28 protein-coding genes, 1 tRNA gene and 1 pseudogene are annotated in these 26879 nt (G+C 38.4%); 7 read left to right on the plus strand and 23 right to left on the minus strand.

The annotated features are described in order from the left end of the window. Positions 1 to 160 precede the first annotated feature (160 nt). A complete protein-coding gene (locus CO050_04525) occupies positions 161 to 424 on the minus strand; it encodes a DUF4325 domain-containing protein (protein PJC30967.1) in 264 nt (87 codons plus the stop codon). A gap of 158 nt (positions 425 to 582) precedes the next feature. On the opposite strand from CO050_04525, the gene CO050_04530 reads away from it, so the two are divergent. Beyond that, positions 583 to 1656: a hypothetical protein gene (locus CO050_04530; protein PJC30968.1), complete on the plus strand. Its 1074-nt coding sequence runs from the start codon at positions 583 to 585 to the stop codon at positions 1654 to 1656. Between the two features lie 14 nt (positions 1657 to 1670). On the opposite strand, the gene CO050_04535 is transcribed toward CO050_04530, so the two are convergent. The 9 genes and pseudogenes from CO050_04535 to CO050_04575 all read right to left on the minus strand — a co-directional run bounded on the left by CO050_04535 (position 1671) and on the right by CO050_04575 (position 8130). Then, the gene (locus CO050_04535) at positions 1671 to 2336 is read right to left on the minus strand and encodes a hypothetical protein (protein ID PJC30969.1); all 666 of its coding nucleotides are present in this window, start codon (positions 2334 to 2336) and stop codon (positions 1671 to 1673) included. A 1-nt stretch (position 2337) separates the two neighbouring features. Beyond that, positions 2338 to 2775 carry a hypothetical protein gene (locus CO050_04540; GenBank protein PJC30970.1) on the minus strand — a complete coding sequence of 146 codons (438 nt, stop codon included), beginning with the start codon at positions 2773 to 2775 and terminating at the stop codon, positions 2338 to 2340. Between the two features lie 233 nt (positions 2776 to 3008). Continuing rightward, positions 3009 to 3146 (minus strand): annotated as a pseudogene (locus CO050_04545) (adhesin). Positions 3147 to 3686: 540 nt separating this feature from the next. Continuing rightward, complete coding sequence (locus CO050_04550) at positions 3687 to 4841, minus strand: hypothetical protein (GenBank protein PJC30971.1); 1155 nt, start codon at positions 4839 to 4841, stop codon at positions 3687 to 3689. A gap of 59 nt (positions 4842 to 4900) precedes the next feature. After that, positions 4901 to 5800, minus strand: a complete 900-nt coding sequence (locus CO050_04555) for a hypothetical protein (protein PJC30972.1) — start codon at positions 5798 to 5800, stop codon at positions 4901 to 4903. After that, positions 5797 to 6477: a cell division ATP-binding protein FtsE gene (gene ftsE / locus CO050_04560; protein PJC30973.1), complete on the minus strand. Its 681-nt coding sequence runs from the start codon at positions 6475 to 6477 to the stop codon at positions 5797 to 5799. The genes CO050_04555 and ftsE overlap by 4 nt, the downstream gene beginning before the upstream one ends. Continuing rightward, complete coding sequence (locus CO050_04565; GenBank protein PJC30974.1) at positions 6452 to 6691, minus strand: hypothetical protein; 240 nt, start codon at positions 6689 to 6691, stop codon at positions 6452 to 6454. Before CO050_04565 ends, ftsE begins: the two co-directional genes overlap by 26 nt. Beyond that, entirely contained in the window at positions 6688 to 7098 is a 411-nt protein-coding gene (locus CO050_04570) for a hypothetical protein (protein ID PJC30975.1), read from the minus strand. Before CO050_04570 ends, CO050_04565 begins: the two co-directional genes overlap by 4 nt. Positions 7099 to 7116: 18 nt before the next feature. Next, a complete protein-coding gene (locus CO050_04575) occupies positions 7117 to 8130 on the minus strand; it encodes a peptide chain release factor 2 (protein PJC30976.1) in 1014 nt (337 codons plus the stop codon). Between the two features lie 95 nt (positions 8131 to 8225). Here CO050_04575 and CO050_04580 point away from each other — a divergent pair, with 95 nt between their 5' ends. The 5 genes from CO050_04580 (at position 8226) to CO050_04600 (ending at position 11735) form a co-directional block, all read left to right on the plus strand. Continuing rightward, a complete protein-coding gene (locus tag CO050_04580; protein PJC30977.1) occupies positions 8226 to 8924 on the plus strand; it encodes a hypothetical protein in 699 nt (232 codons plus the stop codon). 63 nt (positions 8925 to 8987) lie between these two features. Then, the gene (locus CO050_04585) at positions 8988 to 9356 is read left to right on the plus strand and encodes a response regulator (GenBank protein ID PJC30978.1); all 369 of its coding nucleotides are present in this window, start codon (positions 8988 to 8990) and stop codon (positions 9354 to 9356) included. Next, complete coding sequence (locus tag CO050_04590) at positions 9353 to 9628, plus strand: hypothetical protein (GenBank protein ID PJC30979.1); 276 nt, start codon at positions 9353 to 9355, stop codon at positions 9626 to 9628. The genes CO050_04585 and CO050_04590 overlap by 4 nt, the downstream gene beginning before the upstream one ends. Positions 9629 to 9640: 12 nt before the next feature. Then, positions 9641 to 11383 (plus strand): hypothetical protein, encoded by a 1743-nt coding sequence (locus CO050_04595; protein ID PJC30980.1) that lies wholly within the window; start codon positions 9641 to 9643, stop codon positions 11381 to 11383. Continuing rightward, positions 11361 to 11735, plus strand: coding sequence for a hypothetical protein (locus CO050_04600; GenBank protein ID PJC30981.1), 375 nt, complete (start codon positions 11361 to 11363; stop codon positions 11733 to 11735). Before CO050_04595 ends, CO050_04600 begins: the two co-directional genes overlap by 23 nt. Before the next feature lie 15 nt (positions 11736 to 11750). Here the strand turns inward: CO050_04600 and CO050_04605 are convergent, their stop codons facing one another. Beyond that, a complete protein-coding gene (locus CO050_04605) occupies positions 11751 to 12428 on the minus strand; it encodes a hypothetical protein (GenBank protein ID PJC30982.1) in 678 nt (225 codons plus the stop codon). Positions 12429 to 12484: 56 nt separating this feature from the next. Here CO050_04605 and CO050_04610 point away from each other — a divergent pair, with 56 nt between their 5' ends. Then, positions 12485 to 12817, plus strand: a complete 333-nt coding sequence (locus CO050_04610) for a hypothetical protein (GenBank protein ID PJC30983.1) — start codon at positions 12485 to 12487, stop codon at positions 12815 to 12817. A 21-nt stretch (positions 12818 to 12838) separates the two neighbouring features. On the opposite strand, the gene CO050_04615 is transcribed toward CO050_04610, so the two are convergent. The 12 genes from CO050_04615 to CO050_04670 all read right to left on the minus strand — a co-directional run bounded on the left by CO050_04615 (position 12839) and on the right by CO050_04670 (position 26785). Further along, positions 12839 to 15598, minus strand: coding sequence for a preprotein translocase subunit SecA (locus CO050_04615; GenBank protein ID PJC30984.1), 2760 nt, complete (start codon positions 15596 to 15598; stop codon positions 12839 to 12841). Between the two features lie 2 nt (positions 15599 to 15600). Beyond that, positions 15601 to 16866 (minus strand): serine--tRNA ligase, encoded by a 1266-nt coding sequence (locus CO050_04620; protein ID PJC30985.1) that lies wholly within the window; start codon positions 16864 to 16866, stop codon positions 15601 to 15603. Next, positions 16860 to 17474: a hypothetical protein gene (locus tag CO050_04625; GenBank protein PJC30986.1), complete on the minus strand. Its 615-nt coding sequence runs from the start codon at positions 17472 to 17474 to the stop codon at positions 16860 to 16862. Before CO050_04625 ends, CO050_04620 begins: the two co-directional genes overlap by 7 nt. Continuing rightward, positions 17471 to 19048 (minus strand): lysine--tRNA ligase, encoded by a 1578-nt coding sequence (lysS, locus tag CO050_04630; protein PJC30987.1) that lies wholly within the window; start codon positions 19046 to 19048, stop codon positions 17471 to 17473. The genes CO050_04625 and lysS overlap by 4 nt, the downstream gene beginning before the upstream one ends. 109 nt (positions 19049 to 19157) lie before the next feature. Beyond that, the gene (locus CO050_04635) at positions 19158 to 19640 is read right to left on the minus strand and encodes a transcription elongation factor GreA (protein ID PJC30988.1); all 483 of its coding nucleotides are present in this window, start codon (positions 19638 to 19640) and stop codon (positions 19158 to 19160) included. Positions 19641 to 19757: 117 nt separating this feature from the next. Then, positions 19758 to 19834: transfer RNA gene (locus tag CO050_04640), tRNA-Glu, on the minus strand. A 41-nt stretch (positions 19835 to 19875) separates the two neighbouring features. Further along, the gene (gene lon, locus CO050_04645; protein PJC30989.1) at positions 19876 to 22293 is read right to left on the minus strand and encodes an endopeptidase La; all 2418 of its coding nucleotides are present in this window, start codon (positions 22291 to 22293) and stop codon (positions 19876 to 19878) included. 43 nt (positions 22294 to 22336) lie between these two features. Continuing rightward, the gene (locus tag CO050_04650) at positions 22337 to 23200 is read right to left on the minus strand and encodes a 2-oxoacid ferredoxin oxidoreductase (GenBank protein PJC30990.1); all 864 of its coding nucleotides are present in this window, start codon (positions 23198 to 23200) and stop codon (positions 22337 to 22339) included. 1 nt (position 23201) lies between these two features. Further along, a complete protein-coding gene (locus CO050_04655) occupies positions 23202 to 24923 on the minus strand; it encodes a 2-oxoacid:acceptor oxidoreductase subunit alpha (protein PJC30991.1) in 1722 nt (573 codons plus the stop codon). Beyond that, on the minus strand, positions 24920 to 25165 hold the full coding sequence (locus tag CO050_04660) for a ferredoxin (GenBank protein PJC30992.1): 246 nt from the start codon (positions 25163 to 25165) through the stop codon (positions 24920 to 24922). The genes CO050_04655 and CO050_04660 overlap by 4 nt, the downstream gene beginning before the upstream one ends. A 1-nt stretch (position 25166) precedes the next feature. Further along, positions 25167 to 25547 (minus strand): Fe-S cluster protein, encoded by a 381-nt coding sequence (locus CO050_04665; protein ID PJC30993.1) that lies wholly within the window; start codon positions 25545 to 25547, stop codon positions 25167 to 25169. A 5-nt stretch (positions 25548 to 25552) separates the two neighbouring features. Continuing rightward, positions 25553 to 26785 (minus strand): cysteine desulfurase CsdA, encoded by a 1233-nt coding sequence (locus tag CO050_04670; protein PJC30994.1) that lies wholly within the window; start codon positions 26783 to 26785, stop codon positions 25553 to 25555. Between the last annotated feature and the right edge of the window lie 94 nt (positions 26786 to 26879).

A 26879-nucleotide genomic window follows, 5' to 3' on the forward strand; every position in this document is an offset into this window, starting at 1 on the left:
CATATTCACCTCCTGTCTTTTTTCTCAGGAAGTGAATTGTACCTAACAAATTGTTCCTAGGGGGTTGCGATCGTTTCTAGAACTTGTGTCAGCAGCTACAAGGTTTGTCCTTGTAGAAACGTCGAGGACCAAGTTCAATCCACCTTCTATTTTTAGAAGGCTACTGATTAATAATCTTAAGAACAGCCTTTACAGATGGATTGGAAGTTTTTTTAAGTTTAACTTTACCACCAAAATTCTTCATGAGAGGAGTTATAAACTCGTCTGCCCATGATGGTGTTAAGACAAAAACTTTGTCAAAATCTACTAGAATATCTTCATCATTAGCTATTTCTCTTAATACTGGCTGGTATGCAAGCCAAGCTTCCTTTCCAGCTGGACGTGATACTAGAACTGTCCCAAACTTCTTTAACTGTATAGTCATATTAAATTCTCAAACATTATTTTCTAAATTTGCCCATCTTAATTAAGACAAGCACAGATTAACGAATCTATGTAAACCTTGTCAACAGTACTTTTTTCTACAAGGTCTTTCTACAAGGTTTGTCCTTGTATTTTTTGGGTCGTTGTAAAATTCAATAGATGAAAATCATTAAAGTAAACAAGGCCAACACAAAGCAATCAATACAGGAGGCAATAACAGTTTTGCGAGCGGGAGGACTAATTATTTACCCCACTGAAACTTGTTATGGGGTTGGAGTTGACGCTACCAATCCTAAAGCCATAGCTAAGTTGTTAAAGTATAAGAGGCGTCCTGAAGGCAAAGCCATCAGCATTGCTGTTGTAGATGGCAACATGGCTAAAGAATACGTTACCACTAACGAAACCGCAGAAAACATCTACAAAAATCTCTTACCCGGACCCATTACAGTTATATCTTCATCTTTAGGCAAAACCGTTAGTCAGCTAGAGGCAGAAAACCACACAATAGGAATACGTATTCCAGATTATCCTTTTACCCTTGAGCTAATCAAGCAGTTTGGCAAACCTATCACAGCCACTTCGGCCAATTCCTCAGGTAAAAAAACTCCTTACGAAATACAGGACATATTGAATAATATATCAACAAAACAATCAAACCTTATAGATCTAATTCTAGACAAAGGAAAACTTGCCAATAATCCACCATCTACAGTTGTCGATACAACTTTAAACAATTTACCCACACTAAGACAAGGACAAATTAAGATAGCTAGACCAGAAAATGTGTTTATTACAAAATCAGATATTCAAACCCAGGTCCTTGGGCAAGAATTAATTCAAAAACACAATTCCACTCTAGACAAAAAATGCATCATTATAGCTCTTCAGGGAGACTTGGGAGCAGGTAAAACCCAGTTCACCAAGGGAGTAGCCAAAGGATTAGGAATAAGCCAAGTTATTACCTCGCCTACTTATCTTCTAGTTAAAGACTATACAATACAAAACACTAATAAGCTTTATCATATAGATACCTGGCGTACTTCAGAAGAAACTGAACTAGACCAACTAGGGCTACACGATATGCTGAAAATAGGAAATGTGATCGCTATAGAATGGGTAGAAAAAGTTGAGCAAACTCTAGGTAGATTAGCAAAAAACAGAGATATCAAAATAATCTGGGTCACAATCGAACACCGAGAGAAACACAAAAGAGAGATAAAGATATTTGAGTAGTTATGTTTAGGATTTTAAGAGCGCTGACCAACAACTACAACCACATCGTAATCAGCATCATCATCTAACTTGTCTCCCTTTGAGACATCATAATCACCAGATAATGCGTCTTCAATAGCAGAATATACTCCACTAGGTGTAGCTTTCTTTAGCTGTACTTTTGTATCTGTGTAGTCATATGTATCTGCATTACCAGTGTCCATTCCCTCAAACCCAGCGTCTTTCAATAACCCCTCCACTACGGCTGCCTCACCGACAGTTCCAGAACCATTTAAGATCTGAACATCATAGTCCGTTAAATCAAGTTCCTCTTCAACCACAGCCTCGTTACTTGCTTCTTCCGTTTTGCTTGCTTCCTTACTTGCTTCTTCCATCTTCTCTTCTACTGGAGCTTTTTCTTCCATCTTTGGGCTAAACTGATCATCTTTCATGAAAAAATACCATCCTCCACCGGCTGCAGCCAGTAAAATTATTATGGATAAAATAATAACAACAATCTTACTCCAGTTGGTATTTGAACCAGTATCTACATCAATCTGATAAACTCCCCCTCCATCTCCTATCGCAGAAACTTCCGACGTGACCGTTTCGTCACTTGATGTTTCATCTTCAGCCACTACATCCTCTTCCGCTTTTACTTCTTCCACCGCCTCCTTTAGTTTTTCCTTCTCTTCCACCATATTATTTATAATTCTCTCGCATCTGAAAGTTTGTGTCAAGTTTTAACACAGATGCCAACCAGCCTCCTATCACATCAAGCCCAACATCCAATATACTTACATCACGACCTGGTACAAAAGATTGATGATATTCATCACTTACTCCATAAAGAAACACAAATAATAAACCTATTTGTAGCAGATACTTGGATTTAAAATTAGCTTTTACTGCTCGAGTAAAAAGAAAATACAAAATACCAAAAAAGATTATGTGTCCTGAGATTGCAATGGTTTGGGCTATTAAAGGATTAGTTGGTGATATTAATTGTGACTGATCTGAAAACCAATATATAACTCCCATCCAACCAATCACCAATAGCCAATTAATGAACTTCCACATTGGTTTAATCATATCACTTATTTTTTTCCTGCTTGGGCGAAACAAGGAGAGGCCCTTCATGTAATGAAAGGCCTCGCCTTAAGTTGAGCAACATACAAACCTGCGCCAGTTACAAATAATCCACCCAAGGACATGAACACGCCTCCTAGATCAAGGTCAAGACCCTCAGCGCTACTCGTTGCCTCACCTAAAACGCCCTCAATTTGAGCCTCTGGTGAGGCAGTAGGAATAAACAAATTTATCGCTCGCTTAATTTTGGAGCTTTTTGTAGGTATAACCGTTGTGTCTGCAATAGGTGTAGTAGTTGGTGTAGCAGTTGCGTCCGGCTGGGGAGTAGGGGTTTTAGTTGGAGTAGGAGTCTTAGTTGGTGTAGGAGTCTTAGTTGGTGTAGGAGTTTTCGTGGGGGTTGGAGTATTTGAAGGAGTGGGAGTAGGGGTTTCATACGCAGATGCTTCATTGTTAGTTTTACCTTTACTCCCTCCCTCAAAAAACACCCACTCTCCAGTCCCATCAGCAATTCTCCCTGCTGTCTGATTTTCACCTGGAGAAGCAATATTACCATCATCACCGTAACTGATTTCATCAACTACTGCTTCACTCGGAATAACTACCCATAATTTAATAACATCTCTATCAGCATTTAGCCACCTTGACCATGTAACTACACAATATCCTTCTTCGCATTCAGCTTCACTAAGTTGTTTTGTTTTTCCACCCTCTTCCGAAAGATAATAGTTACTAAGATCCTCTTCTTCTGTAAAATAAATCTCTACCCAATCTGGGTCACTACTGCCACTTCCTCCTGCGTAAAACTCATTAATTACTACACTAGATTCTGCGGCAAAAAGAGGACTTACAGACAAGACTAAATAAACAAACAAACTTAATAATAGTTTCCGAGTCTTCAACACTTTTTGCTCGCTTAAGGCAAGACCTTTCATTTCATGCAAGGTCTTGCCTTGTTTCGCTATTTAATAATTCACATGCAGATAAAAGGTCTCTAGGTCTGAATCTTTATGATCAAGCTTTACATACTTTAGTCTGCAGCCACCTGAGCCTGAATAAGACCCACGATAAAGTGTTCCGGCTTTAACTGCTTTGACTGTTGAAGAAGAGCCACTTTTAACATCTATCCCATTATGAGCTGAATATATCTGCCCTACCCAAGTGTTTTTAACAGCCCATGTAGAACCGTATCCTTGAGAAAAAATAATCTTTGGGTCAATCGGCCAGTTCCAGTCTCCTGAGGGACTAAATCCATCTCCATCAGAACTACCACAGCTCGACCCTGAGCAGTTCTCATTCTCAATCCCTCCTTTTAGATAATTAAATGGGTTTGACGTATTACCACCGCTGGCGACAATAAAATGCAGATGACCTCCGCTTGAATTACAAGAAGCTCCAGAAATTACCGAAGCTATCCTGTCTCCTTCGTTAACCTCTCCAGCTTCTTCCTCGCTTCCGCCTCCAACTATAATCGCTCGAATAGCTTCTAGCTCGGCTCTTGCTGAAGCAAGTAGTTCTTGGTATCTTTTTTCATCATTTTTCGTAACTTCCAGAAGCTGGTTCTTAGCTGCAGTCTGAGAGCCTAAAACCTGCTTTTGGCTATTATATTTGTCCTGTAGTTGAGCTAATTGCTCTTGCTTAAGTTCTCTAAGCTCTTTCTGCTTTTCAAATCCAGATTTGGAACTCTCTACCGCCAATAAAAGATTCGTATCGTACTCTTCAATTATTGATAGCTGACGAGATTTGCGAAAAAGCTCGTCGAATCCATTGCTTGACAACAATAGATAAAAAGGAGAATCAACTGCACTCTGCGCCTGCGCAGAAAACTTATATGAAGCAACTATTCGCTCTAATAATAATCTAGATATAGAGTCAAGCGAACTATCCAACCTCACTATCTTATCACCTAAATCTTCAATTGATTCCTCAAGTGTATCAATTTTAGTTTCGGTATTGGTAATATTAAGAGTAGTGAGACGTATTTGATTAGTTAAATATTCAACCTGTGAAGAAAGCGTATTTTTCTTTGACTTCGTTTCAGACAACTTGCGTTCCAATTCAAGAATTTCTTGTGCTTTACTCTCCTCATTGACCTGGGCAAGAATCGAATAGGGGCTCACTAGGAAAATTATCCCAATCAAGAGAGTCAATAATAAAAATCTCGGCACCTTCATAGAATTTACTCTAGGTACCTAGAAACTGCAATCAGACTACCCAGAGTTCCTAATAATACACCAGAAATTGAAGCTATAGCAAAAATAACAAGCACAAATGGTCCAGTTATTGGCCACACCTGTATTCCTGGCAATAAATTAGACTGCAAATTACTAATCCCAATTAAGAGACCTGAAAAAAACTGTGCCTGATACAAAATAAGACCCAAGCTAGCCACAAAACCTAAAAGCGCTCCCATAAATCCATAAAAAGCACCTTCTAAAACAAATGGCATTCTTACATACCAGCGCGATGCACCAATAAGCTGCATTATTGAAATCTCACTGCGCTTATTTACAATTCTCACCCCAATAATTGTTAAAATTACTAAGAGCGTTTCTATTGTAAGAACAACTAACAATATTCCTCCCAGAGCCCGCACCGACCTAGTCCAAGATACTAAGCGATCTACAATATCCTTATGGTAAATAACCTCTTGAACCCCAGCTACGTCCTGCACATGTTTTGCAATTGTCTCCAGATTACTAACATCTACAGCTTGGATCTCAAGGGAAGCCGGGAGTATGTCTGCCGTTACCATCTCCAGAAGTAGTGGATCATCTTTATGATCTTCCTGATAAATTTGTAAAGCCTCATCCTTCGATACATACTTAACGAAAGACACGGAATCAAGTGTTTTTAGCTCTTTAACTAAGGAGTCTATTTCTGTTTTAGTCTTTGTATCTTCAAAATATACCGTTATCTGAGGTTGTCTTTCAAAATACGACAGCATTGAGGAAGATAACACTCCGAGAAACAAAAATAACGTAGCCACAAAAAATGTAATAGAAACTATCATAACTCCAGCTAAAGCTTGGTAAGGTGTTCTCTGTATATGACTAAAAACTGCTTTAATATGTCTCATAATGTATATTTACCCTCTCTAACGTCTTTAACTATTTCCCCATCTTTAATAGTTATAACTCTCTTTTTCAGATTATTAACCACGTCTTGATCGTGCGTTGCCACAATTACAGTATGACCCTTCTCATTAATTTTCTGTAACAAATCAATAATCTCCCAAGATGTTTTTGGGTCTAGATTACCAGTTGGTTCATCTGCAATTATTATAGCTGGATCTCCTATTACTGCACGAGCTAACGATAGACGCTGTAGTTCACCTGCAGAAAACTGAACAGGAAAATGGTGTTGCTTGTCTATTAGACCTACCATTTTTAAAGCTTTCTCAACTTTCTTCTTAATTTCCTCCACTGCTACTCCAGCTACTTCCAACGGCATTCCTACATTTTCAGATGCAGTACGATCCAGAAGCAATCTAAAATCCTGGAAAATAAAACCAATACTACGACGTAATTCATGAATTTTTGAATAAGGAAGCGCACTTAGCTTAACATTGCCAACGTAAATTTCACCTGAGGTGGGTACAGATTCTTTGGTTAATAAGCGCAATAAAGTGGTTTTTCCAGCGCCAGATGGACCTACAATAAATACAAATTCCTTTGGCTCCACTTCAAAATCGATATTAGAGAGAGCAGTTTTCCCCGTACCAAACTTTTTAGTTACTTTGTGAAACTTGATCATTTGTTGTAACAGAAAAATGTCTAATTTGATAATTTAATTGACCCATTGACTCTTCTCTATATTCTTTATCTGTCTCAATAAGCTTACCAACTAATGACTGTTGACGATAAACTGGATAGTATCCTGTAAACAAACCGATAACAACTGACAAACTAAAAACCACAACACCCCAAATACGTGAACTACTCTCTAGGTAACTGGTTAGAAATTTCATTCTTTGAGCTCTAGCAACCCTACGTCCATCAACCATCCAGCTTTCTCTGCACTAAAAGTCTCGCCCCAAATAGTGACCTCTTGGTCAACAAACTGACTCATATCTAGCACAGATGAGGTTAAATAAACATTTTGACTTGGACCTCCTTCACGCTCCAAGTGATGTGTTCCTTCTCCATCTGCCCCGCCTTCACGCAAAACCCCAGTAGCGCTATCTGAAAAGGCTTCCTTATCTGTTGAACCTACCATTTTATCCGACTGAATAACTTTTGTTTTTCCTTTATTACTTGTAGCAGGATTAGATTGTTTACCTAAAAATAGGCCAGAAAAAATACCCAGGGCAATCATTGTCACCACAAAGAGTACTGGTGCATATCTAGAAATACCAACTGTTTTTTTATTATCCATAATACAACTTACAGCATACTATATATCCTGCACCTTTTTCAAGTATGCTTGGATAAATTGTTCGATATCCCCATCCAGTACTTTACCTACCTGTGATGTTTCTTCGTTTGTGCGTGTATCTTTTACCATCTGATACGGATGAAGTACGTACGATCTGATCTGATTTCCCCATCCTGGTTTAATGTACCCACCTCTAAGCTGTGCTTCTTTTGCTACGAGCTCTTGTTGCTGTTTTTCCCATAGCTTGGACTTAAGTATATTCAATGCAGTTTCACGATTTTGATGCTGGCTTCGTTGAGTCTGGCTAGTAATAACTATTCCCGTTGGTTTATGTGTAAGGCGTACTGCCGTTGAAACTTTATTTACATTCTGTCCACCAGCACCCGAAGAACGATAAAATACCCACTCAATCTCATCATCGGTTATGATAATTTCTCCATCGTCTTCAATAACGGGTAGTACCTCCACAAGAGCAAAAGATGTCTGCCTAAGGCCATCAGAGTTAAACGGAGATTGCCTAACTAATCGGTGCACTCCACGTTCGGCCTGCAAATGGCCGAATACATATTCACCTTCGACTACTAATACTACGCTTTTTATTCCCGCTTCCTCTCCCGACTGTTTTTCTACTTCCTGCCAAGACCAACCTTTACTCTCAATGTATCTAATATACATCCTATACAGCATTTGAGCCCAGTCCATTGCTTCAGTTCCTCCCTGTCCTGAATGAATAGAGATAATAGCATTTGAATCTGCATAAGGACTAGAAAGGTAAGTTTCTTCTTCAAACTTTTCCAATTCTTTAACAAGTTCTTTTTCCTCCCCTTCTTCCATTAATGCATCCAGCCATTCAAGCCTTTCAATAACTCGCTGCAATTGAGACAATTTCTTCATTTTCTTACCCGAGGTCTCATGATCTTGCCAGAATCCCGCACCTTCTGACTGTTTTTCCAGATCTTTAATCAACTCCTGCTTTCCCTTTACATCAAGCTTAGCTTTTAATGATTCTATGCGTTCCTTTAACTCATCCATACACCTCATTTTAACAGATCTTATAGCTAGCAATCCCTCACACTCCTGGAGTGATATGGGTTGACACCTAAGGATGCAACATCTATAGTAAACTTATGCCTTTGCGCAAAACACCTTTCGTTACAGGTCAGGTCTATCACGTTTTCAACAGAAGCGTAGCAAGTCAACCAATTTTTCGTACAAAAAAAGAATATCAATTGTTTATTAATACTATAGAGTATTACCACTTTTTGAATATCAACTCTAGATTTTCATATTATCTAAGACTCGAAGACGAGTTGAAAAAGAAAGCTTTAAATTCTCTCTATAGCGCAAGTAATACTCGTGTAGATTTATATGCATTTTGCCTTATGCCAAATCACTATCATCTATTAGTTAAGCAGAATGTCGATAATGGGATTAGTAATTTCACTAGTCGGATACAAAATAGTTACGCAAGATACCTGAACACAAAAAATAAACGCGTAGGTTCACTATATCAATCGCCTTTTAAAGGAACACTTATTGAGACAGAGGAGCAATTTATACACGTAGGAAGATATATACATCTTAATCCACTAACATCATATATATTAAAAGACTTCAATCAACTTATGAATCACCCTTGGTGCTCATTTGGAGACTACCTGAACATCTTCAATCGTAGATTCATCACCAAAAAACACCTAATGTCATTTTATAGCTCTCCAGAAGATCTCAGTAAATTTACATTAGACAGGCTATCTTATCAAAGAAACATAGAGAAAATTAAACATATAATACTTGAAGATAACGCTTACATTCCAGAGGTGTGAACCTATATCACTCCTGGAGTGTGATTAGTAGACAATGAATTGGGAATCTGGTAAATTGAAAGCATGGCTAAAGTATTGCTCATTGAAGATGAATACGCAATGAGACAGATGTACGCAACAATGCTGAAGACTGACGGTCACGAAGTTCTCGAAGCAGAACAAGGCATGGATGGCTATTCCCAAGCTATTAACAATAAACCAGATCTTGTTTTTTTAGATTTTAGACTTCCAGACACAAATGGACTAGCTATACTCAAAATGCTCACAGAAAATAAGGACTTTAATAGCCCCGTTGTAATACTTACCAACTATGCAGGAGATGTAGACACAGACGCCATTAAGGCTGCTGGAGCAACAGCAATACTATTGAAATATGAAGTTACACCCTCCATGTTGGTCGAAAAAACACGAGAATTTTTAGGTAAAAAATGACAATTAACCAGGAAACCTATCAACATCTACTAACTAAGCTCGTTCAGGAGCAAATGATAATTCTTGGTCCATCCATTGGGCTAGACATTGCCAGGCAAATTAAGAACCTGCGGGTTGATGAAAATGGCAACGTTCTTAAAATCCTTTCTGACCCACAACAAATATTAAATGACATAAACAAACTATATATTGAAATCTCTCCCCACACCACAAGAAACACGCTGCTCACATTATTAACCAAGTATCCAGATATACAAAAACCAGTATTGTAGAAAATAATAGATATGCTTGTTGCTGCCTTTTTTACCACCATATGTTTACTTACCGCCCTATTACTTTATCTATCGTATACATTGTTTTACGAGCACCACGCTAAAAACTCACATATAAAAGACCTATATGAAGACATCAGCAATCGGGATCAATCTCAACAAAACCGAGAACTCCAACTAAAGCAAAAAGCCTACCATGCAGAAGTCTTAAAAGAACTCTCTGAAAGAATTGGTTATTCACTCGATGTATCTAAAATTATTGAAGTAATTACTGAATCACTCAAAGAAATTCTTGAGTATAGTACAGCTTCATATATGATCAAAGAAAACAATCATATAATTTTTCACAGCTATGTTGCCAAATCCGTAAATCATAACTTTATCAAAGATACACAGCTCAAAATGTTGTCTGCTCTCTCAATAATGCTCAATACGGACATTAGCACTGCATACATTGAAGAAGCCATCTCAGGAACAATACTAGACAATGCAGCTGACAACCAGGTTGGTTCATATTTTAATCTTCCACTTGTAATTGAAGATAAAATATTAGGAATAATAACAATTGCCTCACCCAGTTTAAATATTTACAACCTTGAGAGAGCTAAAATTCTATATATAATCACCCAAGAGGCAGCAAGACATTATGAAAAACTAAAACTTATTTTAGAAGAAGAAAGACGGAAACTAAATGCAATGGTTGCATCAATGGAAGATGGCGTTATTATGCTTGACCGTAGCCTACGTATAATTGTTTTCAACCCATCTGCCGTAAAAATCCTACAATTGACAAACCTTGCTGAGCCAACTATTAAAGATATTACTAATAGCCTCCAAGGCATAGTAGATCTTCGCACAAAACTTGACGAGGCAATACGTAATGAACACGTAACCGAACAAGAAGATATTATTATTCACAACCGCGCGTATCATTTACTCATTACACCTGTAAAAGATAGTCGTAACGAATTAACCGGTACCGCAATTTTGTTACGCGATGTAACTGCTGAAAAAGAATTAATCCAGATGCGTGATGAATTTACTGCAAAAGTTGTACATGAACTCCGTGCACCTCTAACAACAATTAGAGGAACAACAGATATGATCGTCAACGAGAGCAAGCTTACCGAAGAAGTGAAGAAGAAGCTTTTACTAACTATGAAAGAAGACTCAGAACATATGCTCAAACTTGTAGGAGAAATTCTCGATGTTGCTAAGATAGAAGCTGGTAAGTTTCAGATTGAACCCACGCTAGGTAAAATACAAGATACCGTTGATAAAGTCGTTGGCAAATTTAGCGCACAAGCAACTCAAAAAGGTATTTCAATGACAGCCCAATACGACCCTGCCACGCCAGAAATTAAATTTGATGTTATCAGAATTGAACAGGTGTTGAACAATCTCATTTCAAATGCTATAAAGTATACAGACAAAGGAACAATAACTATCTTTGTACATCCAGAAGCAGACAAAGGGGTTATTATTGAAATTATAGATACAGGCGCTGGATTAAATGAAGAAGAGGTTAAAGGTCTTTTCTCAAAGTTTAAACAGTTCGGAAAAGGAAAAACAGGCAAGGTTAAAGGAACTGGACTTGGCTTAGTTATAGCAAAAGGTATAATAGAGTCACACCTCGGAAAAATAGAGGCTAGTTCCAAAGGACCTGGGAGGGGAAGCACATTTAAGTTCTGGCTCCCTCTACGGGGACCACAAGATATGAAAGGAGGAAACAATGGCAAAAATATTACTAGTTGAAGACGACACAAGCTTATCACAGTTATACAAAACTGCACTCGAAGTGGATAGTAACGAAGTGATAGTATCAGCTGATGGTCAAGATGGAATTACAAAATTAACATCGGAAAAATATGATTTAGCTATCTTAGACATCGTGCTTCCAAATATATCTGGTTTGGATATCTTAAAAAAGATAAGAGAAACAGAAAGTATTAAAAGTATGAAGGTCATCATGTTAACTAATTATGGTCAACAAGAAAACGTAAAAGAAGCATTTGATGCAGGAGCAGATGATGTGTTCCTAAAATACAGAGTTACACCAACTGAAGCTACAGAGAAAATACGTGTTTTACTTGGAGGCTTGAGTTAAGTTTTTTTAGAATCTTTAGATAAGTTTTTGATCTGTAATAAGGTATACTGCTCCTTCTAATCTAGAGTAATTCTCGTTGTTTCCTTTTATCAACGCTCTAAGCGCCAATAATTTTTCCTCCCCATATGCTAGTATTATGTGCTTTTCTATTATCTCCAAAGCCTTGGGTGTAAGAGTAATTCTTTCTGGATATTGCCAATCTGAAGCCACATGGCTATAGTCTTCAACTAGGCTCTTTGCGCCTAACTTAATCCCTGGGGCAATTCCAGCCGTATGCCCATCAACGCCAATTCCCATAATTGTCACACTACTTTCTGCGCGAGCTAACACGCCTTCTAAAACAACATTATATCGATTTGCAGTTTCATTGCGGTTTAATATTCCACCAAGTATTTTATGAACCTCAATTCCCGCAGCACCACAGGCACCTGCTGCGTACTTATATAGACCGGTTTGCTCTATCATCAGCTCGTTGCTATCTTTATGACCTGGGGAGCCCCACCGCTCATCAACCGTACAAAAAGCTAGTGGACTAACTGAATGAGATTTATCATTCGAGATTAGTTTATATAGATCTTTAGGTGAACTACCTCCAGAGAGAAACATAACTGTTTCTTTATTAACTATTTTTTTAAGCAATTCAAAAGCTATTTTAGCTCCTTCTTCCTTGTTTTTAACCTCAATTATCTCCATATTATTAACCGCTCTCTTTAAGAGAGTTTATCATAAAATTATGCTATACTTTTCATATGACAATAGACAATGTAAGTAAATTACTCAATGAAAAATTGGGCTCAATACAAGAAGATCTCAAAGAACTTAGTAAAAAAGTTTCAAATAGTGCTACTAAGGATGACTTGAAAGAGCTGAGTGAAAAAGCTGCTACTAAGGATGACTTGAAAGAGCTGAGTGAAAAAGCTGCTACTAAGGATGACTTGAAAAAAATGGAAAATAGACTTGTTAAAAGATTCGACACCATGGACAAAAGACTCGATCAAGATCTTGCCGAAACCATGCAGAGAGTAAAACATATCGAAAATCATATTGACATACCACCATTCACGCCAATCTCCCCAAACTAAGAAGTTACTGTAATAACTTTTTTAACCATATTCAGGATAGTGGCATTTTTTGTACTTTTTTCCCGAACCGCAGGGGCAGGGGTCATTTCTACCTGGTGCTTTCTGTTTTGCAACTGGTTCCTTCTTAGGTTGTTCGGAAGGCTTCTCAAGAGTCCCCTTTGGAGATTGCTTTGGTTGAGAAAATTGCCCTAGCTGCTCGTGCGAATATTGTGCTTGCTCAGCCGCTTTAGTAATTGCTGTGTCAGCCGTTGGATTCACTTTTACATCGACACGTAAAATACGTCGAGCAATATCAAAGTCCACGCTCGCTAATAGTTGCTCAAACATGCGAAAGGCTTCGTTCTTATATTCCACCAAAGGATCTTTTTGAGCATACCCTCTAAGACCTATACCTTCGCGTAGTTCAGTCAATGAATCTATATGATTCATCCAGAGGGAATCAATTACGCTAAGCGTTACCCACTGCTCTACCTCCTTCATAATTTCCTCACCAATTCGTTCTTTTCGTTCCTTATACACTCTGTCAACATGGCTAAGTAGGAGCCTGGCAATACCTTCATCAGACAATCCCTCAACATCATTAGCCAGCTTCTGACTAGATGCATCGTCTATTGGTAAAATTGTGCTAAATTCTTTAACTATCTCACTTGGCAATTTGTCTTGCCCTTTTTCATCTTCAGAAACAGCTTGAGTAGCAATCTCTGTTACTTCGTTAATAAGAATGTTATAAACTTGCTCATTAGTATCGACCTCGCCGTTTAGTATCTTAAGGCGGCGACCATAAATTATCTCTCGTTGTCTATTTAAAACATCATCGTATTCAACTAAACGTTTACGAATATCAAAATTAAAACCCTCCACTTTAGTTTGTGATTGTTCAATTGCTCGAGAAACAAGTCCATGTTGAAGTGGCTGATCTTCTGGCAACTTAAAGCGCGTCATTAAGCCAGCTACCTGGTCTCCACCAAATATTCGCATGATCTGATCTTGTAAAGATACAAAGAAGATTGTTGATCCAGGATCTCCTTGACGACCCGACCGACCTCTGAGTTGGTTATCTATTCGACGCGACTCGTGACGCTCTGTTCCAATAACATGTAGACCTCCTAGTTTAAGCACCTCATCATGAGCCTCTTGAGCTTGCCTGGTTCTCTTATTATACTCTGGGTTATCCCTATAGCTTTCATCACCAATAAATTTTTGATATTCATACTTATCTGGCTTCATTCCTCCTAAAACTATGTCAACTCCTCGACCAGCCATATTCGTTGCAACAGTAACAGCTCCGACCTTACCCGCATCAGAAATTATCTGTGCTTCTTGTGCATGATTTTTAGCATTAAGCAATGTATGTGGGACTTTTTTGTGTTTTAGCAGCTTAGATATGGTCTCATTGTGTTCAATAGAAGTAGTACCAACCAGCACTGGTTGTCCTTTTGCGTGTCTCTCTTCAATATCTTTTGCAACGGCTGCATATTTAGCTCGAACCGTCTTATACACTAAGTCTGTTTGATCATCTCTAATAATAGGCTGATTGGTTGGAATTATTACAACATCCAGATCGTATATTTTATGAAACTCTTCAGCCTCAGTAGCTGCAGTTCCCGTCATACCCGCAAGTTTGTCATACATCCTAAAATAGTTTTGCAATGATACTGTAGCTAACGTCTTAGATTCTCTTTGAATCTGCACTCCCTCTTTTGCCTCAATTGCCTGGTGAATTCCTTCAGAGAATCTCCGCCCTTCAAGTAACCGACCTGTAAACTCATCCACAATGATAACCTGCCCCTCCCGAACAATATAGTGAGTATCTCTCTTATACAAAGCTGATGCTTTAAGTGAAGCCTCGATGTGATGAAGTGTTTCATAATCTTTTTCAAACAAATTATCTACACCCAGCCATTTTTCTACCTTTGTTACTCCATGCTCGGTTAAATTTGCAGTATTAGATTTTTCATCTATCTCATAGTCCTGATTTTCTGATAGCTTTTTCGCTAAATCTGCATATTGGTAATATTTTTGTGTTGGTTCAGAGTCAGGCGCAGAGATAATATGTGGTGTTCGTGCCTCGTCAATTAATACCGAATCTACTTCATCAATAATTGCATAATTATACTGCTTCTGGACTATATCATCGGCTTTCCTTGCCATATTATCTCGTAGATAATCAAAACCAAATTCAGAATTAATACCATAAGTTACATCTGCCTTATAGGCTTCCATACGAGTAATTGGTCGCAAATTTCTTAACCTCCAGTCCTGGGCTTCTTTGTCTTCATGTTCTGGATCAAATATAAACTGCTGACCAGATATAATAGCTGTAGTGGAAAGTCCAAGAAAATGGAAAATGTTACCCATCCAACCAGCATCACGACGGGCTAGATAATCATTAACTGTCACCAAATGCACTCCTTTGCCAAATAAAGCATTTAGATACAGCGGTGCTGTGGCAGACAAGGTCTTTCCCTCACCAGTCTTCTGTTCAGCTACTTTTCCTTGATGTAGAACTATTCCTGAAATAAGCTGCACATCAAAGTGCCTTTCTCCAATCACCCGGTAAGAAGCTTCTCTAACAAGTGCAAAGGCTTCCACAAGAAGATCATCCAATGATTCACCTTTAGCTAGTCTTTTTTTTAATTTCTGGGTTTGCTTGGGAAAATCCTCATCCTTAAGCTTTTTAGTTTTATTAGATAGCTCATTAATTTGATCAATGAGAGGTTGAAGCTTTTTTATCTCACTTTCATTTGAATCAAAAAATTTACCTAAGAAGTCAAAAAGCATGGTTATTTTATTACTTCCTTTCCCATATATTGCTGTAACACTTTAGGTATCAAGACAGATCCATCTTCTTGCTGATTATTTTCTAAGATTGCAATAATTCCACGCGATGTTGCAACAAGCGTACCGTTTAATGTATGAACATATTGTGTTTTATCATTATCTCTGTATTTAATGCCAAGTCTTCTTGCTTGAAAATCTGTTGTATTTGATGTTGAAGTTATCTCACCCCAATCACCTCTTCCTGGCATCCAGGCCTCAAGATCATATTTTTTAACTGCTTGGGCTCCTAAATCCCCCGCACACATCTCTAAAACACGATAAGAAATCTCCAAACTCTGCCAAAATTCCTCTTCCAGCTGCAGTAATTCCTCATGGATTTTTACCGACTCGGGAGCTGTGCAGTATATAAACATTTCCACTTTTGTGAATTGATGTACCCTATACAACCCCTTTGAATATTGACCATATGAACCCGCTTCTTTACGATAACAATGTGAATAACCCGCATATTTGAGGGGAAGTTTTGCAGCTGGAAGTGTCTCATCAGCATGATATCCAGCCAGCGTTACCTCCGCCGTTGCTATCAAACCCAGGTCTGTTTCATCAATAGTATAAATTTGTGCTTCGGGCCCTCTTGGCTGGAAACCAGTTCCCAGATAGTAACGCGATCTTGCAAGATCAGGAGTAAACATAGGCGTAAATCCCTTTTTACTCAAGAATTCAATACCATATCTAACCAAAGCCAACTCAAGTAACAATCCGTCACCCTTAAGATAATAAAAACCGCTCCCAGCAACTTTTGCTCCTCGCTCAAAGTCTATGATATCCAGCTTTTCGGCTAGCTCAAGATGGTCTTTAGATTTAAATTTAAAATTTTGTTTATCTCCTACAACCTTGAGCTCAACATTCTCTGATTCCCCTTTGCCTTTAGGTACATCGGCAGCAGGAGGATTGGGAATATCAAGCATTAGCTTATTAAATTCCTTTTCTACATTATCCAGCTCCGGTTCAAAAAGTTTAAGTTCCCGTTTTAATACACTCGCTTTTTCAATAAGCTCTTTATCTAAAAAGTCTTTAGACTTTGATGTTTTAAGATCATTAGTAATGACATTCTGCTTCGCACGCAGTTCTTCAACCTCTAATAACAACTTAAGACGTTGTCCATCGATTTTAAGCAACTTATCTATAACATCTGCTTTGTAACCTTTCTCTAAAGTACCTTGCTTAACTTTATCTGGATTTTGGCGGATGTATTTAATATCTAACATAATTCATCAATAATAACCTTCTTAAGATTATTAACTGCTTTCAATCTATGATTGAAACTCTTCTGTTCTTCAGGTGTTAACTCTTCATCCTGATAGTACTTATCTATATCTTTTATTTTAAAAACTGAGCGGAACGGAAAACCTTCACGCTTTGTTCCTCCGGAATATTCTGCAATATATCCTTCCACAATTGCCTCCTCTTGCCAGATTTGTCCATCGGGAAGTGCAAAAGTTACCACCGCCCGAAGCCTTGCATTTCTATCCTCTCCCTTAAAATTATACATTCTACCCAATATATATCCTATAATCTCATCGTCACTAAATTCATGTATTCCATCAATCCAGCGACGAGATTTTACACCGGGTTCATTGTTTAATTTATAAATTTCCATTCCGCCATCATCCGCAATAACGGGATAATTTGTTAATTGAGAATATGTTACCGCTTTAAGCTTAGAGTTGTCTTGGAAACTATCCTCTGTTTCATTCACGTCTGTCTTGATTCCTAAGTCGGCAAGCGTAACTAATTCTAGATCCAGATCTTGAAGTAAATTCTGAAACTCAATCACTTTAGCCGGATTCTTAGTAGCAATAAGTAATTGTGTCATTTTTTACTCGCTTGCGTAATCTGAGCAAATCTCTGTTTAACTTTATCAACACCAATATCCACAACTAAATAACCCGCTCTTGGGCCGGATACTTTCCCTAGAAGTGAAACATACACTGCTGCAAAAGCATTTGCTACAGATTCTTTTCCCGCTTTGGCTATTTCATATAATAATGTCTGAATTTCGTCACCAGTTAAATTCTTATCTAGTTTCTCAATTACTTGTGAAAGAAACTCTTTTTGGCCATTGCTTAAGTTAAGAGCTGATTCTGACATTTTTTCTTGATATACAAATACAAAATCTTCTGGAGCATAATCTTTCAACCAAAGTTTGGCATATTTTACACGCTGATTTAAGATATCTTGTTCAAGCGTAGTCAACTTACTACCTTTAAGCTCAGTAAAGCGAGCAACTAAGTCTAGGTTTGGTATCTGCACATATGTTGCTACATCTCTAAAGCGAGGATAGTATGGCATCTCACTCGTAAGTTTCTCGACATGAGATAGCTCAAATATTCTAGATAAGTTTTCGTCTCCATCTTCATAATATGCTTTAGCGCAGCGGTCATACTCATCAAAAAGATCAGGAATCGTCATACCTGTTGGATCAAAGTCTATTGGGCGCTTTATTTTTGTGCGAACCATCAACATCCGCAACAATGATGGTGGAATAATTATAGACACTTCTTTAGCTGAAGAACCGCGACCTTTTGACGAAGACATCTTTTTTCCTTTAAGTAAAAAGAATTCATAAATAAATGAGTATGGAACAGGATAATCTAGTACTCTCTCACACATTAGTTTTGCAAAATCATGTGACCCCCCACTCACCATATGGTCTTTTCCTGCTCCTTCTATAGTTACTCCTATAATCTTCCATTTAGCTGGCCATTCTACTTTCCATGGCAACTTACCTGCAAAATGACCTTCATCTGAAAAAGGAGACTTAGTCTCTACATTTCCACAACCAGGTGTATAGCTACCTTCTTTCCTACATTCAAAGGTGATCTGTTCTCCATCCCAGTCTGTTACAACAGCTGTGACCATTTTGCCACACTTACTACAAACCGGATTAAATGGATACCAGTTTGAGCTAAAATCCTTGTCATACATTTCTTTATATATACCTCGAATTATGTCAGCCTTATCCAAGCATTCTCTTACTACATTATTCATCTTTCCAGACAAATAAAGAGTTCTACCCCAGATAATCTCTGGATAAGATCCTATATTGTTAAACACCTCTTCAAATTCTTTAGCAAAAAACTCACCGTAACTAGCAAATCCTGCCTCTGGTGAAGGAATCTGAAATAGTGGTTTTCCTAAATGTTCTCCCCAGATTTTTTCATCTAGATAATGAGGTAACTTGTCCAAAGGATCCTGATCTTCAAAAACATATGTAAATTTTGCCTTAACTCCAGCTTCAATCAACCCACGGTAAATTAGGTCATTAATAATAACTCCACGCAAACTACCCACGTGAATACGACCCGAGGGTGTTTTCATGTCATCAACCCACTCCAGTTTTAATTTACGCGTCTTTAGCTCCTGTGCTAATTTATCTACCCAAAACATATGTGTATTATAAACCAATAAAAAATCCCGGTATTAACCGGGATGCCTTTTTCCACCAAAAGACACCCCTACGCGGAGTTTGTCTTAGATGCTTTTTTAGTTATCAAGTTCATTTAATCTCTTTAATTGCATATTCAACAATACCCACTGGAGCTTTGACTTTAATCGTGTCTCCTTCTTTTCTTCCTTTTAATGCCTCACCTATCGGTGAATTATGAGATACTTTTTTCTCTTTAGGATCAGCTTCTCCCTCTCCAACAATCTCATAAGTAACCTTTTTGCCAGAAACTACTACTGTAACCTTTGAACCTATACCCACAGTTTTTGCTGTAGTTGACTTAACGACCACTTTTGCTTTTTTAAGCTTAGTTTCTATACTAGTAATCCTCTCATCAATAAACTCTAGATCGAGCTTTGCGCTTGAATACTCACTATTCTCACTTAGATCTCCCATATCACGAGCTGACTGAAGCCTTACTACAGCATCGGGCCTCTTATCTTCACGAAGTAACTTAAGCTCTGTGTTAAGCTCATCAAGTCCTTCTTGTGTTACCAAGATAAATTCTTCCTTTATTTTTTTATTAGCTACCATATGTTCTAAAATAAGTCTAAAAAAATCATCCCGATTGGGATGTATCAAATGGAGTTTACTCTATAGCCTAAGCTCTTGTCAAACCCAAACTCATTATACTATAAAAACAAAACTATTTTGTGCTGCCAGCGGGATTTGAACCCGCGGTCTCCGCCTTGAGAAGGCGGCGTCCTAGGCCACTAGACGATGGCAGCAACTTTAATAGTAATTATAACAAGAAAGATTTAAATAAGCCTCAATTGGGTAGCTGGGCAAATAGAGGAATTTTAGCATTGGCTTTTGCTGGCTTTGGTAAACAAAGAGCGTGCTTTAAAACTTCATCCATGTGGTCAACAAATACAAACTCAAGATCATCCTTAACATATTTAGGAATATCAACTAGATCTTTTTCATTATCAGTTGGTAAAATTATCTTGCGTATACCTGCTGAGTGAGCAGCTATTACCTTTTCTTTTATTCCACCAATCTCCAGCACTCTACCACGGAGAGTTATCTCGCCCGTCATCCCTACATCCTTCTGGACTGGAATTTTTATAAGAGCTGATGACAACGCTGTTGTTATAGCGATTCCAGCCGATGGCCCATCTTTCTTTACAGCACCTTCAGGAACATGGATATGAATATCAAGGCTATGATAGAAGTTCTCATCTAAGCCAAGTTCTTTGTAACGGCTACGCACATAACTTAGTGCTGCTTCAGCAGATTCCTTCATCACATCACCCAGCTGACCAGTAAGTTTTAAGGTTCCCTTTCCAGGCATCAAAGCTACCTCAACAAACAATATTCCCCCACCTGCTTCTGTCCAGAATAATCCCGTAGACATACCTACTTCATCTTTTATCTCAGCTAGTAATGGCTTAAATCTATAGGGACCTAAGTAGTCATTAAGTTGTTTAGCGGCAATTTTAATCTTACCGCTTTTACCCTCAGCTTTCATACGTGCAATCTTGCGATAAACTGTTGCAATCTGTCGCTCAAGATTGCGAACTCCAGCTTCTCTTGTATATCTTTCAATTATCTTTTTTACAGCCTCTTTAGATAAAGCTACGTCTTTATTTGTTAGCGCATGTACTTTAAGCTGTTTTTCCATTAGGTAGTTGTCTGCAATTTTGTATTTCTCATCCTCTGTATAACCAGAAAATGCAATTATTTCAAGCCTATCGCGCAACGCTGGTGGAATAGTATCCAGATTATTACAGGTTGTAATAAAAAAGACATCTGAAAGATCATAAGGCACCTCTAGATAGTGATCCACAAACTCATGATTCTGTTCAGGATCCAATGCTTCTAACAATGCAGACGATGGATCACCACGAAAATCTGCTCCAACTTTATCTATTTCATCAAGCATAAATACAGGATTAGTCGAACCCGCATTCTTCATGCCTTGTATAATTCTCCCTGGAAGTGCCCCAACATAGGTCCTACGGTGTCCACGAATCTCTGCTTCATCGCGGATTCCACCTAATGACATTTTTACAAATTCGCGTTTTAATGAGCGGGCAACTGAACGACCAATCGAAGTCTTACCCACACCAGGTGGACCAACAAAACATAAGATCGTTGGGTGACCATATGATTTATCTTTTTTCTTCAGTCGCAGTTCCTTCAACTTTATGACTGCAAGATACTCTAGGATTCTTTCTTTGGCTTTTTTGAGACCAAAATGGTCCTTATCCAAAACTTTTTCTGCATACTTAATACTAACCTTGCTAGATTTTTCTTGCTGCCATGGAAGTTCTATGAGTGTTTCAATATAGGTACGTAGATATGAGGCTTCAGGATTATAATTGGACATCTGTGAAAGTTTACCTAGCTCTTTCATTGTTTTTTTATGAACATCCTTGGGCATATGTGCTTTCTTAATACTATCTTCCAGTTCTTTAAATTCCTTGCCAGTCGTATCATCGCCTAACTCTTTCTCAATCGTCTTCATGCGTTCCCTAAGAACGGCTTCTTTAACAGATTTATCAAACTTTGCTTGAGTTTTCGAAGCAATATTTTTTTCTATCTCCAACACCTTTAATTCATGAGATAAAAGCTCTGCAATTTTTTGGAGTCTTTTATTAACATTTGTCTCCTCAAGTAGTTGTTGCTTATCCACGCGTTTAATATTTAATATTGAAGCCACTTGGTAGGATAATTCACCTGGATTTAAGCCTGACATAATGTTCATAAAAGAGAGAAAATCAATATTCTTACCCAAGTTTACTGCCCTCTTCAAATCACCAGATAGATGTTTCACTAGCGCCTCAGTATCCTCAGTCATACTAATTTCTTTATCTACAACCTCCACGGCAGTTACAGCTATATATGGATCCATTTGCTTATATGACTGAACCCTGACTCTTTTAATACCGCGCACCAAGGCATTTACATCATTATCATTCTTCAATATTCTCTCAATCTTAACCAAAGTTCCAATACTATGCAAATCTTCAGCTTGGGGTTCATTGACACGGGAGTCTTTTTGCATTAGCACTATCATCTGCTTATCTGTCTTCATAGCAGTATCAACTGCGCCTAAAGTTCGAGATCGTCCAAATGTAAGAATTGACTCAGACGAAGGAAAAATAACCCCATCTCTAATGGTTACAACAGGATAGAGTTTTCGGTCTTCTTTTTTATCGTTAGATGACAAAATTATTGGCATAATGTTTGGCAGTTTATCATAGAGAGTGCTAGATTACAATAACTTACTTGAAGTAATTCAATAATTCATCAAAATTACCTGGTATTTTAACCTCTTGTTTCACTAATGGACCATTTTTTAAGCTCGCTACTTGCTCATGATATGCAGGTCTATCCGTATTCTGATAAAACAAACCAATTGGTATTCCTTCATCTTCTGCCAATTCAGCCAGCTTATAAGCAGCATAACGATCTTTGGAATCGTGATCCTTATCCTCTAGTTTATATACCCTCTCTCGATAATACTGATAGGTATTAATTTTATTAAAAGTTACACAGGGTTGCAATACATCTATCACGCTAAAACCTTTATGTGTCATTCCAGCATCAATTAGCTGGGTCAAATGAGGAATATCACCAGCAAAACCACGGGCAACGTAAGTTGCTCCTTGTGACATTGCTAGGGTCAATGGGTTCATACCCACCTCAATTATTCCCTTGGGCGTGGATTTTGATTTATAGCCCTTGCTCGCGGTAGGAGCTGCTTGGCCTGTAGTTAAACCATACACCCTATTATCATGAATAATAACTGTAAGATCATGATTGCCTCGTGCCGCGTGTGCTAGATGTCCCGATCCTTCTCCTAATAAATCCCCATCTCCCCCCACCACAATCACAGGTAATTCATGATTAGCGAGCTTTATCCCTTCTGCATTGGGTACTGCTCGACCATGTAAGCTATGAAATCCATATGATTTAATAAAATCAGTCATGTTACCCGAACAACCCACCCCATAAACCACTACAAACTCATGAGGAGATAACCCTTGTTTAGCCAGCGCCCCTTTTACGCCTGCCCAGATACCAAAATCTCCACAACCAGGACACCAAGTTGGTCGTCGCTGGGTATTGTAATCATTTGGATTCATGTTATTTTTTGATCCTTTCTAGAATATCTTCCGGATAAAATGGTCTCCCGTCATACTTTAAATATCTATCCTCGATCTTAATACCTGTCTCTTGGCGAATTAGCCCTCCTAGTTCAGCCGCACTATTCCCTTCAATCAAAAGTATATTTTTTGCTTTACTAAGCACATCTTTCACTTTAGCTGAGGGAAATGGCCAGAGATAATTAAGATGTAGATAATTAAAATTGAGATGATCTGTTTGCATAGCTTGTAACACTGGTCCTTTAGTAGAACCCCAGCCAACAAGCGTTAATTCCGACTCGGCGGGACCGTAAACCTCCGGCTCCGGTAATTCTAATTTAACAAATTCTTCCAATTTTCTATTGCGCCGACCTACCTGATCTATTCTCATCTGTGGATCCTCGCTTGAATAACCATATTCGTCGTGCTCATATGAATTAGCTGTAAACAAAGCATTTGGCGTCCCCGGAACAGAGCGTGGCGCTATTCCATCGTCAGTTCTCTTATATCTTAAATACTGTTCTCTTTTAGAATCCCAGTTATCTACTATTTTTCCTCTATCAATTGTTACTCCTTCTGCTTTAACAGCCTCTGTAGATTTATGACTCTCTGAAAGGTACTTATCTAGTAAAATAAACACGGGTAATTGGTATTTCTCCGCATAATTAAAGGCTTTCCAACCTAACTCGAATGACTCTTCAACATCTCCTGGCGCTAACACTATGCGCGGAAAATCGTCCTGGTGTGCATGCAAAACAAAACGTAGATCTCCTTGTCCTGTCCAAGTAGGCATTCCTGTTGCTGGACCAGGTCGCTGCGCATCAACAATTACTAGCGGTGTTTCAGTTAAAGCAACCAAACCTAACCCTTCAACCATCAGTGAAAAACCACCTCCAGAAGTACCAATCATTACTCTTGCCCCAGCATATCCAGCTCCACAAGCACTGTTTATAACAGCAATTTCATCTTCAGAATGCCTTACAACCATTCCCACTTTTTCAGCTGCAGCTGCTAAAGTATGTAAGATTGAAGAAGACGGAGACATTGGATAAGCTATGTACATCTGGCAACCTGCCACTATTGCTCCAAGAGCTACAGCATCATTCCCCGTTACGAAACTACGCTCAATATATTCTTGATTATCTGTAAGTTTAAATGGCACCTCTAATTTACTAGTGAGCTTTTGTACATGCTTATATCCCGCTTCAGCTACTTTATGATTTTCTGCAACTACTTCTTCACCTTTTCTGCCAAACTGTTTCTCAATTAACTCAAATAACAGCTTAAGATCTGCGTTAACTAGACCCAATGAGGCTCCTAGAGCAACATTATTTTCCATGACTTTTGTCGCTCCTACATCTTTAGTTATTTGACGCAAAGGCACAGGAATAAGCTCTACGCCTTTTACTACCTCCTCGGGCTTAATTTCAAACTGATCCTTATCATAAATTACATAAGAAATTTCTGATAGCTCAGCCTTGTGTAAATCGTAGCTTTCCTTATTGAGAACTACTAATACATCTACATTTTTTTTCTGGGAAAATACTTCTTTAGAAGAGACTCTCGTTTCGGTGACATTATGTCCTCCGCGAATTAAAGAAGGATACTCAACATAATCAAAAATATGATACCCCCCTCGCATCATCACTTTTGAGAACATATCCCCTGTTGTCTTTATGCCAAAACCAGCAGGCCCGCCAATTTTCCACGTGAAATCGATCATGGGTGTAGCTGTTTACCATTTTTATCTGTGATTATAATCGCATCCACTGGACAGGAACGAGCCGCATCCAGCAATGTATCGCTACTCTCTTGACCCGCACTATCTAAAATAATCGCTATTGCCTGATCGTCTAATTCAAATGCAAAAGGAGCTACAGCAACACAGCTAGCTGCTCCAATACATAAACTTCGATCAACAGTAACGGATAAATCACCTACTTGTTTAGTTTGTGTATCTGACATATTAGCCTCCTTTCTTCATGCTTACAGCATTTACAGCTATCTGCAAAGTTTTTACTGGTAACAAAGCACACTTCAAGCGAGTTGGACTCAAAGTTGTACCAAGTAGCTCAAGAATATCATCTTTAGAAAGCTTGCGCAAGTCAGATAAGTTCATTTCTTGCACATGCTCAGTTAGCATGGAGGTAGCTGCCATTGAAATAGCACAACCCTTGCCAGTGAACCGAATTTCTGTTAATTTGTCCCTTGAAACTTGTATCTGAATACTAATGCTATCTCCACAAAGTGGATTGTCTCCAATCTGAGTAATATCTGGCTTTAAAAGCTTTCCATAATTTCTAGGATTGCGGTAATGGTCTAAAATATTCTCCCTATATATATCCATAATAACTACCCTAATATTTTAATAGCTTTTTTTAAACCCAGCACCAATGCATCTATATCTTCCTCGGTGTTGTAAATATAAAAAGAAGCGCGCGTTGTTGCAGCTAATTTAAGCGCGTTGTGCAAAGGCATTGCGCAGTGATGACCAGATCGCACACAGATATTATCTTCATTAAGAATCTGCGCTACATCATGCGGATGAATAAGCTTCTTGCTCTTACCAAATACATTAAATGCTACAACCCCACATTTTTCACTCGCGTTACCGGGTCCATACATGGTAATATTCTTTAACTTCGATAGTTTATCCAGTGCCAGCTCTGTTAAATTTTCTTCATATTTCCTGACATTATCCATTCCAATACTTTTAAGATAATCTACAGCCGCACCAAGTCCAATAGCACCTGAAATATTAGGTGTACCAGCTTCAAACTTTAGGGGTATTTCTTGAAACGTACTCTTATCTAGAGTTACACGCTCTATCATTTCACCACCATACATATATGGTCTCATCTGTTCTAATAACTTAGTCTTTCCCCAGAGCACCCCTATTCCAGTTGGACCCAGCATTTTATGACCTGAGAAGGCAAAAAAGTCACAATCAAGCGCGCTAACATTTACTGAAATATGAGGCACTGATTGAGCCCCATCAACAATGATTACAATGTCTGGATTAATCTTTCTTATTTTTTTAATAAGTGACCGTATCGGATTTATCGTCCCCAACACATTAGAAATATGAGTTAACGCTAGAAGTTTTGCTTCTTTAACTGCGGATAATAACTCTGCTTCATCAAGTTTATAATCTAGATCTAAGCCTACCACCTTTAAAATTGCCCCTTTTTCTGCTGCAAGTTGCTGCCATGGAACAAAATTACTATGATGTTCCATTATTGTTGTGACAACTACGTCATTCTTCTTAATATTTTCTTTCCCCCAGGTAGATGCTACAAGATTTAAGGCTTCCGACGCATTGCGCGCAAAGATAACCTCCCTTGATATAGCTGCTCCAATAAACTTGGCTATTTTTTCGCGTGCCTTTTCAAATTCCGCCGTTGCTCGCTCTGAGATATCATAAAGACCCCGAAATACATTTGCCGAATACTCCGTGTTGTATGAATTTATAGCATCAAGAACAGCTTGGGGTTTCAGTGAAGTTGCAGTGGAGTCCAAATAAACGATCCTTTTACCTCTTATACGAGTCTTTAGTAGGGGAAAGTCAGCCAAAACAGATCTCATACACTAACCATTATATCACCGCCCCAAACTTATTTAATAGACACAAGTTCTAGAAACGATCGCAACCCCCTAGGAACAATTTGTTAGGTACAAT

Source organism: Candidatus Roizmanbacteria bacterium CG_4_9_14_0_2_um_filter_38_17 (genome assembly GCA_002788855.1).
GTDB lineage: Bacteria > Patescibacteriota > Microgenomatia.

Coding starts and splice junctions, on each gene's coding strand:
- CO050_04635 (PJC30988.1), bottom strand. CDS start 19,640: ATGGTAGCTAATAAAAAAATAAAGGAAGAATTTATCTTGGTAACACAA.
- CO050_04585 (PJC30978.1), top strand. CDS start 8,988: ATGGCTAAAGTATTGCTCATTGAAGATGAATACGCAATGAGACAGATG.
- CO050_04600 (PJC30981.1), top strand. CDS start 11,361: ATGGCAAAAATATTACTAGTTGAAGACGACACAAGCTTATCACAGTTA.
- lysS (PJC30987.1), bottom strand. CDS start 19,048: ATGTTTTGGGTAGATAAATTAGCACAGGAGCTAAAGACGCGTAAATTA.
- CO050_04580 (PJC30977.1), top strand. CDS start 8,226: ATGCCTTTGCGCAAAACACCTTTCGTTACAGGTCAGGTCTATCACGTT.
- CO050_04625 (PJC30986.1), bottom strand. CDS start 17,474: ATGACACAATTACTTATTGCTACTAAGAATCCGGCTAAAGTGATTGAG.
- CO050_04665 (PJC30993.1), bottom strand. CDS start 25,547: ATGGATATATATAGGGAGAATATTTTAGACCATTACCGCAATCCTAGA.
- CO050_04650 (PJC30990.1), bottom strand. CDS start 23,200: ATGAATCCAAATGATTACAATACCCAGCGACGACCAACTTGGTGTCCT.
- CO050_04525 (PJC30967.1), bottom strand. CDS start 424: ATGACTATACAGTTAAAGAAGTTTGGGACAGTTCTAGTATCACGTCCA.
- CO050_04530 (PJC30968.1), top strand. CDS start 583: ATGAAAATCATTAAAGTAAACAAGGCCAACACAAAGCAATCAATACAG.
- CO050_04620 (PJC30985.1), bottom strand. CDS start 16,866: ATGTTAGATATTAAATACATCCGCCAAAATCCAGATAAAGTTAAGCAA.
- ftsE (PJC30973.1), bottom strand. CDS start 6,477: ATGATCAAGTTTCACAAAGTAACTAAAAAGTTTGGTACGGGGAAAACT.
- CO050_04605 (PJC30982.1), bottom strand. CDS start 12,428: ATGGAGATAATTGAGGTTAAAAACAAGGAAGAAGGAGCTAAAATAGCT.
- CO050_04555 (PJC30972.1), bottom strand. CDS start 5,800: ATGAGACATATTAAAGCAGTTTTTAGTCATATACAGAGAACACCTTAC.
- CO050_04565 (PJC30974.1), bottom strand. CDS start 6,691: ATGAAATTTCTAACCAGTTACCTAGAGAGTAGTTCACGTATTTGGGGT.
- CO050_04655 (PJC30991.1), bottom strand. CDS start 24,923: ATGATCGATTTCACGTGGAAAATTGGCGGGCCTGCTGGTTTTGGCATA.
- CO050_04590 (PJC30979.1), top strand. CDS start 9,353: ATGACAATTAACCAGGAAACCTATCAACATCTACTAACTAAGCTCGTT.
- CO050_04615 (PJC30984.1), bottom strand. CDS start 15,598: ATGCTTTTTGACTTCTTAGGTAAATTTTTTGATTCAAATGAAAGTGAG.
- CO050_04595 (PJC30980.1), top strand. CDS start 9,641: ATGCTTGTTGCTGCCTTTTTTACCACCATATGTTTACTTACCGCCCTA.
- CO050_04610 (PJC30983.1), top strand. CDS start 12,485: ATGACAATAGACAATGTAAGTAAATTACTCAATGAAAAATTGGGCTCA.
- lon (PJC30989.1), bottom strand. CDS start 22,293: ATGCCAATAATTTTGTCATCTAACGATAAAAAAGAAGACCGAAAACTC.
- CO050_04670 (PJC30994.1), bottom strand. CDS start 26,785: ATGAGATCTGTTTTGGCTGACTTTCCCCTACTAAAGACTCGTATAAGA.
- CO050_04660 (PJC30992.1), bottom strand. CDS start 25,165: ATGTCAGATACACAAACTAAACAAGTAGGTGATTTATCCGTTACTGTT.
- CO050_04540 (PJC30970.1), bottom strand. CDS start 2,775: ATGAAGGGCCTCTCCTTGTTTCGCCCAAGCAGGAAAAAAATAAGTGAT.
- CO050_04535 (PJC30969.1), bottom strand. CDS start 2,336: ATGGTGGAAGAGAAGGAAAAACTAAAGGAGGCGGTGGAAGAAGTAAAA.
- CO050_04575 (PJC30976.1), bottom strand. CDS start 8,130: ATGGATGAGTTAAAGGAACGCATAGAATCATTAAAAGCTAAGCTTGAT.
- CO050_04570 (PJC30975.1), bottom strand. CDS start 7,098: ATGGATAATAAAAAAACAGTTGGTATTTCTAGATATGCACCAGTACTC.